General features: G+C 74.4%; 9 protein-coding genes. 3 read left to right on the top strand and 6 right to left on the bottom strand.

The window, feature by feature from the left end; translation table 11 throughout:
* Nucleotides 1-175 precede the first annotated feature (175 nt).
* Nucleotides 176-1,162, bottom strand: a complete 987-nt coding sequence (locus tag IE312_RS06545) for an aldo/keto reductase (RefSeq protein WP_189979202.1) — start codon at nucleotides 1,160-1,162, stop codon at nucleotides 176-178.
* A gap of 200 nt (nucleotides 1,163-1,362) precedes the next feature.
* On the opposite strand from IE312_RS06545, the gene IE312_RS06540 reads away from it, so the two are divergent.
* Complete coding sequence (locus tag IE312_RS06540) at nucleotides 1,363-1,767, top strand: hypothetical protein (protein WP_189979200.1); 405 nt, start codon at nucleotides 1,363-1,365, stop codon at nucleotides 1,765-1,767.
* A gap of 62 nt (nucleotides 1,768-1,829) precedes the next feature.
* Here the strand turns inward: IE312_RS06540 and IE312_RS06535 are convergent, their stop codons facing one another.
* Together IE312_RS06535 and IE312_RS06530 are read right to left on the bottom strand one after the other, a co-directional pair.
* Nucleotides 1,830-3,401, bottom strand: coding sequence for a phosphodiester glycosidase family protein (locus IE312_RS06535; protein WP_229899196.1), 1,572 nt, complete (start codon nucleotides 3,399-3,401; stop codon nucleotides 1,830-1,832).
* Nucleotides 3,402-3,629: 228 nt separating this feature from the next.
* Complete coding sequence (locus tag IE312_RS06530) at nucleotides 3,630-4,019, bottom strand: VOC family protein (protein WP_229899195.1); 390 nt, start codon at nucleotides 4,017-4,019, stop codon at nucleotides 3,630-3,632.
* A 44-nt stretch (nucleotides 4,020-4,063) separates the two neighbouring features.
* On the opposite strand from IE312_RS06530, the gene IE312_RS06525 reads away from it, so the two are divergent.
* A complete protein-coding gene (locus tag IE312_RS06525; RefSeq protein ID WP_229899193.1) occupies nucleotides 4,064-4,387 on the top strand; it encodes an ArsR/SmtB family transcription factor in 324 nt (107 codons plus the stop codon).
* Between the two features lie 54 nt (nucleotides 4,388-4,441).
* Here IE312_RS06525 and IE312_RS06520 read toward each other — a convergent pair whose 3' ends face one another.
* Nucleotides 4,442-4,987: a DoxX family membrane protein gene (locus IE312_RS06520; protein ID WP_370467521.1), complete on the bottom strand. Its 546-nt coding sequence runs from the start codon at nucleotides 4,985-4,987 to the stop codon at nucleotides 4,442-4,444.
* A gap of 295 nt (nucleotides 4,988-5,282) precedes the next feature.
* Between IE312_RS06520 and IE312_RS06515 the strand changes: the two genes are divergently transcribed.
* Nucleotides 5,283-7,280 (top strand): glycosyltransferase family 2 protein, encoded by a 1,998-nt coding sequence (locus IE312_RS06515; protein ID WP_189979194.1) that lies wholly within the window; start codon nucleotides 5,283-5,285, stop codon nucleotides 7,278-7,280.
* Here the strand turns inward: IE312_RS06515 and IE312_RS06510 are convergent.
* Both IE312_RS06510 and IE312_RS06505 read right to left on the bottom strand, forming a co-directional pair.
* Entirely contained in the window at nucleotides 7,273-8,892 is a 1,620-nt protein-coding gene (locus IE312_RS06510; protein ID WP_189979192.1) for an alpha/beta hydrolase, read from the bottom strand. The two genes, IE312_RS06515 and IE312_RS06510, sit on opposite strands and share 8 nt — an antisense overlap.
* The gene (locus IE312_RS06505) at nucleotides 8,889-10,109 is read right to left on the bottom strand and encodes a serine hydrolase domain-containing protein (RefSeq protein ID WP_189979190.1); all 1,221 of its coding nucleotides are present in this window, start codon (nucleotides 10,107-10,109) and stop codon (nucleotides 8,889-8,891) included. The genes IE312_RS06510 and IE312_RS06505 overlap by 4 nt, the downstream gene beginning before the upstream one ends.
* Between the last annotated feature and the right edge of the window lie 32 nt (nucleotides 10,110-10,141).

Here is a 10,141-nt window from a genome sequence, read left to right as displayed (position 1 = left end):
GGTGATCGAGCGGCCGGTCGGGCGGGGACGCGGCGCCAGCCGGTGCCCGTCCGGGACGGAAACGGACCGGCGGGCGGACGGACGGACGCAGCAGACCGTCGGGCAGGGGCACGGCACCACCGGTGCCCGTCCGGGACCGAAAACGGACGGGCAGGGGGCAGGCCGGCAGGCGGTGTCAGCCGTTGACGAAGGTGAGGCTGTTCGCGTCGTAGCGGTCGCCCGCGATCCGCTCGGCCGGCGCCGCGGCCTCGATCGCGGCGAGGTCCTCCGGGGTCAGCTCGACGTCCAGTGCCGCGAGGTTCTCCTCCAGGTACCGCTGTCGGCGGGTGCCGGGGATCGGCACCACGTCCTCGCCCCGGTGCTGCACCCACGCCAGGGCCAGCTGGCCCGCGGTGACGGACTTGGCGGCGGCCAGCTCCTCCAGCTTCGCGACGATCGCCAGGTTCCGTTCGAGGTTGCCGTCGGCGAACCGCGGCTGGCCGCGGCGGACGTCGGTCTCCGCCAGTCCGTCGAGCGAGTTGTACCGGCCGGTCAGGAAGCCGCGGCCGAGCGGCGAGAACGGGACCAGGCCGATGCCGAGCTCACGGCAGACCGGGGCGACCTCCGCCTCCAGGTCCCGGGTCCACAGCGACCACTCGCTCTGCAACGCCGAGATCGGGTGCACCGCGTGCGCCCGCCGGACGGTCCGCGCGCCGGCCTCGGACAGCCCCAGGTGACGCACCTTGCCGGCCCGCACCAGCTCGGCCATGGCGCCGACGGTCTCCTCGATCGGCACCTGGGGGTCGACCCGGTGCTGGTAGTACAGGTCGATGTGGTCGACGCCGAGCCGGCGCAGCGAGGCCTCGCACGCCTGACGGACGTAGGCGGCGTCGCCCCGGATCGACGTGGGCTCGCCCAGACGGTTGGCGAAGCCGAACTTGGTGGCCAGCACCACCTCGTCGCGGCGCCCGGCGACGGCCCGTCCGATCAGCTCCTCGTTGTGCCCGAAGCCGTAGAAGTCCGAGGTGTCGAGGAAGGTCACGCCGAGGTCGAGGGCGCGGTGCAGGGTGGCGATCGACTGCGCGTCGTCCGTGGCGCCGTAGCCGTGGCTCATGCCCATGCAGCCGAGCCCCTGCGCGGAGACGGCGAGCTCGCCCAGATACCGGGTGGGTACGTCGGTCATGGTGCTGCCTCCTGGGCTCGTCGGTCGTTTCCCGGGACGCTAGTTGTTGGAGCGCACTCCATGTCAAAGCGCTCCCGGACAGCCGCGGGGGCCTCCGGGCAGGCGGTGCGCCTGCTCCGCACGTGTGAGAGGGAGGGGACCCCCCGCGCACAGCGGGCATATCCGGGTTGTCGACCTCTGGCCACCCGAAGGGTTCCGGTATGAAACGCCTCGCGCTCGCCGTCCTGGTCGCCGCCGCGGTCGTCGCCCCGGGCGGGGCGGCCGCCGCCCTGGACGCGGCCGATCAGCCGGGAGAGGGCAGAACGGCTCCGCGGGCGGAGGACTACACCTGGGCCGAGGGCCGGCACGCCGTGCTCCCGCCCGGCCGGGCCGGGAGTTCCGAGGCGCAGTGCCCGCCCGGGCAGGTGCCGACGGGCGGTGGCTACGACGCCTTCGACGAGGGCGGCGCCGACCTCAGGGTGCGGACCGACGCGCCGACCGGTGACGGGTGGCGCGCCGTGGCCCGGAACACCAGCTCCACGCGCACGATCGAGTTCTGGGCCGTGGTGCTGTGTGCTCCGGGCACACAGACCCGGAGCCCGCGGCTCGCGCCGGTCGACCGGTAGCGCGGGGGGGGGCGCCGCCGTGCGTGACTCCGGACCTCGTGCCGGTACGGCCCCGGCCGGTGTCAGTCCGCCGGGGGCAGGACCTGGACGGTGTCCCCGACCGCGCGTTCACCGGCCGCGTCGGACGGGTGGTTGACCAGCGTGCCCCCGACCGCCATCGCGGTGGAGCCGCCGCCGTCGAGGTTCAACGCCTGCACGGCCCCGAGCGACCTCATGAACGCGGCGGCCTCGCTGAGCGTGAACCCCTCGCTGCCGTTCTTGAGCCGACCGTCCACGGTGGCGAGGACGAGCCGGCCCCGCCCGTCGACGCCCGCCATGGTGCGCGGCTGGCGGACGTCGGCCCAGGCGTACCCGAAGGAGGTGTACTCGGGATCGACCACGCCCTCGGCGGCGGCGTCGATGTCGACACGGCCGTCCTTCACCAGGGTCGGGGCCCCGCTGACGACGGAATCGTCGCCGTCGAGCACGACACGCCGGCCCCCCTTGGTGCGGACGGTCTCGCCGACCTCGACGCGGCGGTACGGCCCGGCGTGTGCCGTCAGCCAGTCGGCCGCCCTGCCGATGCCCTGCAGCACCTGTCCGCCCTCGGGCACGCGACCGCCGCGCGGGCCGGCGGAGACGACACGGCCGGACGCGTCCAGCACGGCCTGTGCGCCCGGACCGGTCGGCAGGTCGGCCCGGAAGGCATCGGTGAACCGGACCATGTCGTCGGCCAGCCGGCAGGTCACGTCCTGCCAGGGCAGCTCACTGGGCGTGCCGCCGGGGCGGCCGCAGTCCCGGACCATGCCGGGGACCCGGTTGACGCCCTGGACCGCGTAGGCGGCCCCGCCCGCCCGGGCGGTGACGGTGGTGGTCAGGTCGGCGACCCGGATGCCGCGGCCACCGTCCTCGATGAGCAGCGCGGCGCGTGCGCCGGCCGCCATCGACCCCAGTTGCCCCCGGTAGGCCCCGATCCCGGACATGGTGCCCGGTACGCCGTCCCCGGGTGACATCACGAAGAAGCCGCCGTTGACGGCGACCAGCGAGCGCAGTTTGCGTGCCACCGCCGAGGTGGTCTCGCGCTGTGCCACGTTGCCGTCGTGCGTCGCCTCGACGCTTCCCTGGAAGGTCTTCGGGTCGATCACCGCGACGTGGACGTTCTCGAGGTCGGCCGGCTCCTGGACGTCGTACCCGGTCCATGACGCGGTCGTGCGGAACCCGGCCGCCGTGACCGCCGAGCCGGCCGTCCGCGCCTCCTCCTGGGTGGCGAACCGGCCGATCCGGACCCGGTACCCCATCGGCCCGTGCGGGGTGTCGGCGTAGTGCGGCCACCGTACGCTCTCGACGCGCGGCCGGAAGCCCGCCCGGGTCAGCTCGCGGGCCGTGCCGTCGGCCCAGGCGCGGGTGGAGACCTCGGCCCAGGTCACGGGCGCGTCCGGATCGTCGGTGCTCCACCGGCTGTCGGCCGGTGCCTGGACGGTGACCGTCCACGCGTGCCGGGTGCCGGGGTGCCGGAGGACACCGGTGCGGACCGTGACACCGGGGGCGACGGCCTGTGTCGTCCACCGCTCGGTCGCCTTCGGGTGCGCCGGGCCGGCCTGCGCGGCACCGGGCAGCAGGACCGGGACAGTGCCGGCCAGCACGACGGCTGTCACGAGCCGGGCACGGGCACGGGCACGAACGGGACGCCGTGCGGCTCCGCGAACGCGAGTACGACGCATGCATGCACCTCACGAAGGGTCCGGGGGCGACCGTGCCCGAGCACGCCCTGACAACGACCGTCCACTTCACCGGCCGTACGTGACACCCACTGTCCCGCGAACGAACGGATGCACAACAGGCGTGTGAACTCGCCGGTGCCGGCCGGGAACCGGCCGTCGCGCTCAGGCGAACGCGGCTCGCGCGGTGGCGTGGAACTGCACGTACTCGATGGTCGCGCCGCCGGGGTGGCGGACGGTCAGATTCCGGCCGGTGGGCACTTCGTTGGGGCCGTCGATGATCTCTCCGCCGTGCCGCTCGGCGATACGCAGCACCTGGTCGACGGAGTCGACGATCGTGGTGGCGTGGGTGCCGCGGTACGGGGCCAGGGCCTCCCGCGTGCCCGCGAGCAGCAGGTAGCCGCCGACGCTCGCCAGGTCCAGACCGCGGTACGTGAACCGCAGTCGCGGTTGCTCGCCGGTGAGTTCGACGAAGGTCGGCAGTGCCGCCTCCAGGTCGTCGACGTAGACGCGGGCGAGGGTGGCGAGCACCGGCATGACGGTCTCCTGGTTCATTTCGACTTTCCGGAAATGATGAAGTGATCTGCATACTACGGGTGGTGCGGACCGAGGACGAGGAGGGACCGGTGGCCCAACCCGACGGAACGGAAACGGACTTGGCCACGGTGCTGCACGCACTGGGTGACCCGGTCCGGCTCGAACTGGTCCGCCGGATGGCCGAGGACGGCGAGAGCGCGTGCAGCCCGGACGGGGTGGACGCGCCCCGCTCGACGCTGTCCAACCACTGGCGGATCCTGCGCGAGGCGGGGATCACCGAGACCCGCCGGGTGGGGAAGGCCCGCCTGATGTCCCTGCGCCGCACCGACCTCGACACCCGTTTCCCCGGCCTCCTCGCCGCCGTACTGGCCGGAGGCAGGCGGTGAGGGGCGTCGCCGGCCCGGCCGGCGGCGGACGCCAGGGGTGCCGTCGTACCCGGTCTAGAGGCTGAGCGTGATCGCCGCCGTGACGCCGCCCAGGCCGAGGGCGACCGCGGCCGGTGCCCAGCCGCCCCGGCCCCAGGGGAAGAGGCGGTCGACGGAGAGCCGGCCCGGGCCGATGGCGGCGACGGCCAGGGCGGCGACGGCGATGCAGACGTTGTACTCCACGCCGCCGTCCGTCTCCCACGCACCATGGGCACCGGTGACCGTGACCATGGCATTGATCATGACGCCGATCAGGGCGGCAGCGGCGAGCGGCGTGAGCAGTCCGAGGGCCAGCCCCAGGCCGCCCAGCAGCTCGGAGAGGCCGCCGAGCACGGCGAACAGCTTCCCCGGACGGTAGCCCAGGGCCTCGAAGCCCCTCGCGGTCGCCGCGAGGCCGTGGCCTCCGAAGAGCCCGAAGAGCTTTTGCGCCCCGTGGCCGCCCATGAACAGGCCGAAGGCGAGCCGGAGGAGCAGGAGGCCGCAGTCGGCGGCGGTCGCGAAGGGCTCGCCGCCGGCCGGGTGCGCGCCCGGCCGGGTGGCAGGGGCGGAACGGCGAGGCATGCGCTTGATCATCATGACAGTGCTCCGGTGGAGGCCCGAAGCGGTTGTTTCCCCAGCTCGGACGGGTGCCGAGCAACCGGTGGCGGGCCGGCTCCGCGCATCGTCGCGGAGCACGCCCCCGTACGGCCGATCCTTCCGTGACGGGCGCCCTCGTGCATCCGGGGACGGCCGTTTCGCACGGGGCACCGCCGGACACTTCACCGGTCAGCCGTTCGATCGCTACTCAGCGCTCATGGTAGGTTCACAGAACAATCGAAACCGCCCCGGGTCGCCCGGTGTTTTGGAGCGCGTATTCATGCCTGGCGCCACCGTTTCGGTCGTCATCGCCGCCTACAACGCGATGCCGTACCTGACACAGTGCATCACCTCGGTCGCCGAGCAGAGCATCGGTCGGGAACGGCTCGAGGTCATCGTCGTGGACGACGGTTCGACGGACGGCACGCCCGAGGAGCTGGAGCGCCTCGAGGGCGTCTACCCGGACCTGCTGCGCGTCTTCCGGCAGGAGAACTCGGGTGGTCCGTCGGCGCCGCGCAACCTCGGGCTCGACCACGCGACCGGCACGTTCGTCTTCTTCCTGGACGCCGACGACCGGCTCGGCCCCGAGGCCCTGGAACGCATGGTGCGGATGGCCGAGGAGAACGGCACCGACGTCGTGCTCGGCAAGATGGTCGGGGTCGGCGGGCGGGGCGCGCCCACGTCGATGTTCCGGCGCAACCAGCCGCGCACGGACGTGTTCTCCTCCCGTGTGTACTGGACGCTCAACCCGATGAAGCTGTTCCGCCGGGAACTGCTGGAGCGGCACCACCTGCGTTTCCCCACCGACCTCGCCATCGGCGAGGACCAGCTCTTCGTCGGGGCGGCCTACCTGCACGCCTCGGGCATCTCGGTGGTCGCCGACTACGACTGCCTGTACTGGGTGCAGCGCGAGGACGACGGCAACATCACCGTCCGGCTGAAGGGGACGCAGCGGCGCCTGCAGTTCCTGCCCCGCATGGTCGACCTGATCACGGACCTCGTGCCGCCCGGTCCGGGCCGCGACCACCTGGCGCACCGGCATCTGACCGTGGAGGTCCAGCAGCTGCTCGCCGGCCACCTGGTCCACGAGCCGCGCGAGACGCAGCTCAAGACGCTGGACCGGCTCGCGGAGGTCATCGAGCCGCTGTGGCACGAGGGCATGAACGACCAGCTCTCGGCCATGGCCCGGCTGCGGCTGCACCTGGTGCGCCACCGCATGCTGGACGAGGTGCTGGAACTCGTGGCGTTCGAGGCACGGCTCGCCCGGTCCGAGGCCGCCACCCCGGTCCTGGTCGACAACGGCAGGGCGCTGGCCCGCTACCCGTTCCTGCGCGACCCCGACCGCGCGATCCCCGACCTGTGCTACGACGTCACGGACCGGCTCGGCGTCCGCCACCACGTCCGCCGCGCCGCGATGGACGACGGCGTGCTGCACCTGGCCGGACACGGCTACCTGCACCGGGTGGAGACGCGGGACGTCACCACGGAACTGGTCCTGCGCGAGCGGGGCAGCGGGACCGAGTACCGGCTGCCCGTCACGCACACCCCGACGCCGGGGCTCGGCGCGGACGAGGACGAGGGCACGTACGAGTACGGCCTGGCCGGGTTCGAGGCCACCGTCGACATCGCGACCGCCGCCGGCGGGGAGCCGCTCGCCGACGGGCTGTGGGACATCTCCCTCGCGATCGGCGCCCAGGGGCTGAGCAAGGAGGTCCGGATCGGCAGCAAGCGCGCCGCGGACGTCTCCGGCGCCGCCGCCACCCGCGTGCTCGCCACCGGCGAGGGCCTGCGGGCCGTCACCCTCTACACCACCAAGCCGTACGGCAACTTCACGCTGGAACTCGGCGAGCTCAAGCACGAGGTGCGCCCGCTGATCCGCGTCGACGAGGACATCCGCCGGGCCGACGGCCACCCCGCCGGGCTGCGCGTCAGCGGCCGGCTGGGCCTGGCCGGGCACCCCGCGGACGCCTTCGTCCTGGTCCTGGAGGACGGCACGGGCACGACCGTGCACCACACGGTGCGGGAGGTCGCCGCCGACGGCTCCTTCCACGTCACCGTGCCGGTCGACGCCCTCCCCGCCGGGGTCTGGACGGGGGAGCTGCGGCTCGGCCCGTGGACCGTGCCGCTGCCCGCCCTCCCCCCGGACCTGGCCCCCGTCAAGTGGCGGCGCCGGGCTCTGCCCTGGTACGCCCGGCCGCTGCCCGCCACGACCGACCGGTTCGCGCTGAAGGTCGCGCGGACGGACCTCGTCAAGGGCCTCGTCAACCGCCTCAGGTAGCGGGACGCGACACGCGCGCGCCGGGCGGGGAGCCGGCGGGCCGGGCGCAGGTCACGTCCCGGGCCGGCAGGCGTCCGGTCGCCAGGTACGCGTTGACGGTGGTGTCCACGCACGCGCTTCCGAACACGCCGTACACCGCGTGCTGGTCGGCCCCGCGCAGGGTCACCAGGCGGGAGCCCGGCCAGCGGCGGTGCACCGCTTCGGCGCCCCGGTAGACGGTGCGCGGGTCACCGGTGGCGTTGACCAGCAGGGCCGGCAGGTCGTCGCGGATCGTGGTGGGGCGTTCGCGCGGCGGGTCCCAGAAGGCGCAGGGGTTGATGTCGTTCGTGACGGGTGCGAACAGCCGGTCCGCGGCCTCGGCGCGTCGCAGGTCGCGCCAGTACGTCTCCGGGTCGCGGGGCGCTGCCACGTCCCCGCACAGGATGGACGTCTGTGCGCTGCCGTAGGCGGAGTCGTGCCCGGTCAGCAGGAACCGCAGTGCCGAGGCCAGCCACGGGGACGGGGTGACCGTCCGGCCCTCGGCGGCCCGCCGCAGGTCCCGCACGCCCTGCGCGAAGTCGCCGTAGGCCTCGTCGTTGTCCTGGGAGAGCCCGTTGAAGACGACGATGGGCAGGACGTGGTCGTCCACCCGGTGGTGGCCCACGCGCAGGGGGGTACGGGCCGCGGCGGCGCGGACCTTCTCCACGGTGGCGAGGACCGCGCCGCGGGTGCGTCCCAGTCCGTAGGCCGTGTGGTGGGCGGCGGCCCAGTCGGCCCAGCCGCGCAGGGCGTGCCGGTTGGCCTCCTCCGAGCCCCGCAGCAGCCGCGGGCCGTAGCGGGCGGGGTCCGCCACGCCGTCGAGGACGACCCGGTCGACGCGCCGCGGGAACATCGTCGCGTAGACCTGGCCGAGGTAAGTGCCGTAGGAGTAGCCCAAGTAGGAGATCCTGCGCTCGCCCAGCGCCGCGCGGACCACGTCCATGTCGCGGGCGGTGTTCCGGGTGGTGGCGTACGGCAGCAGGTCACCGGCGTGGGTGCGGCAGCGGCCGGCGAGGTCCGCGGCGAGGGAGACCATGCGGTCGAAGCCGGCGCGGCCGGTGCCGGCGCCGCGGACCATGCTGCCGGTGGGCCACCGGCAGTCCAGCGGGGTGCTCCGGCCGACGAAGCGGGGGTCCACGCCGACCACGTCGTAGCGTGCGGCCACGTCCTTCATGGCCGTGCGCACCCAGGGCGGATCGCCGATGGTCTGTCCGCCGGGGCCGCCGCTGTTGAGCAGCAGCGCGCCGGCGCGGTGGGCGGTGTCGGTGCCGCGGATCCGGGATATCGCGACGGTGATCGTACGGCCCTGGGGACGGGTGTAGTCCAACGGCACGGTGACGTCGGCGCACCGGGCGCCCGCCTGGTCGAGTTCCTTGCCGGTGGCGTCGTCGGGGCCGAGCCGGCAGCTTCTCCAGTGGAGGTGCTGGTGGTGGTAGCGGGCGAGGGGATCGGCGGCCGGCCGGGCCGCGGCGGGCGCGGGGGGCGCGGCGCCCAGGGCCAGCGCGCCCGCGAGGGACAGGGCGACGGCGGTCGCGCCCCGGGAGGCGGGCCGGCGCGGGTGCCGGCCGCCGGCCGGGGAGACGGAGCGGGTCATGCGGGAGTCCTTTCGGTGGGCGTGCCCTCGCAGAGGGCCTTGTCGACGACGTCGAGGAAGTCCAGTTCGGCCGGGAGGGTGGCGGGCACCTCGGTGAGGGCGACGGCGACGGCGCGTCCGCCGGGGCCGGTGGCGACCAGCGCGCGGTGGCCACCGGGCACGGTCCCGGCGTGGCCCGACCAGGTGCCGCCGCACGACAGCGGTGACGTGATCAGACCGAGTCCGTAGCGGGCGCCGGGCCACAGCCGGTCGGGGTCGGCGGGCACCGTGCGCCGCATCTCGGCGAGCTGGGGCGCGGGCAGCAGCCGGCCGGCGGACAGCGCGGTGGCGAAGCGGGTCAGGTCGGCCGGGGTGGACACCAGGGCGCCTCCGACACCGCCGAAGGTGGTGTTCCAGTCGGTGCCGTCCTTGCGGCGGCCGTCGGCCGCGCTGAAGTAGCTGTGCGAGTGCGGGCCCCGGATGCGGGTCTCGTCGCCCGGCCAGTAGGTGTCGCGCAGGCCCAGCGGCGCGATGACGCGGCGGGTGATCTCCGTCTCGGGGCTGTGGCCGGTGACCTCGCGCACGATCAGCCCGGCGATCAGGTAGTTCGTGGTCGCGTAGTGCCAGGCGTGCTCCGGCGGCGGCAGCCGCAGGGCGCGGGCGACGAGGCGGCGCGGCTCGAAGTGGCGGTACCGCAGCCGTTCGAAGTCCTGCCACTCGGGGGCGTCCAGGTAGTCGGGGAGACCGCTGGTGTGCTGGAGGAGCTGCCGCACGGTGATCCGGCGGCCGTCGTGACCGCCCGCGCGGATCAGGCCCGGCAGATAGCGTTCGACGGGGGCGTCGAGGGACAGCCGCCGTTCGGCGGCGAGCTGGAGGACGACCGTCGCGGTGAACGTCTTGGTGACGCTGCCGACGCGCAGCCGGTCGGTGGTGTTCATGGGGCGGCCGGTGCGCAGATCGGCCACGCCGTCGCTCGCCGTCCAGCGGGCGCAGGACGCGTCCGGGCGGGCGTCGGTGACCAGGACCGCGGCGCCGGCGATCCGGTCGTGCGCCACCAGGTGGCGCACGGCCCGGCTGAGCGCCGGGTGCGGGCGGCACGCGCGGGGCGCGTCCTGTCGGGGCTGCGCGGCGGCGGCCGGGGCGGTGGCCGCCGGGGCGGCGGTCAGCAGGCAGGCCAGGGCCACGGCCACGGGGGCGGTGCGCCGGCGGAGGACGGAACCGAACAAGGAGATCGCCATGTGCCCTCACGCTAGGCACCGCTCGCAGCGTG

Source organism: Streptomyces capoamus (assembly GCF_014654935.1).
In the GTDB taxonomy this organism is placed as follows: domain Bacteria; phylum Actinomycetota; class Actinomycetes; order Streptomycetales; family Streptomycetaceae; genus Streptomyces; species Streptomyces capoamus.
The sequence above is the reverse complement of the archived record's forward strand: the minus strand, read 5'-3'. Positions and strand labels throughout refer to the sequence as shown.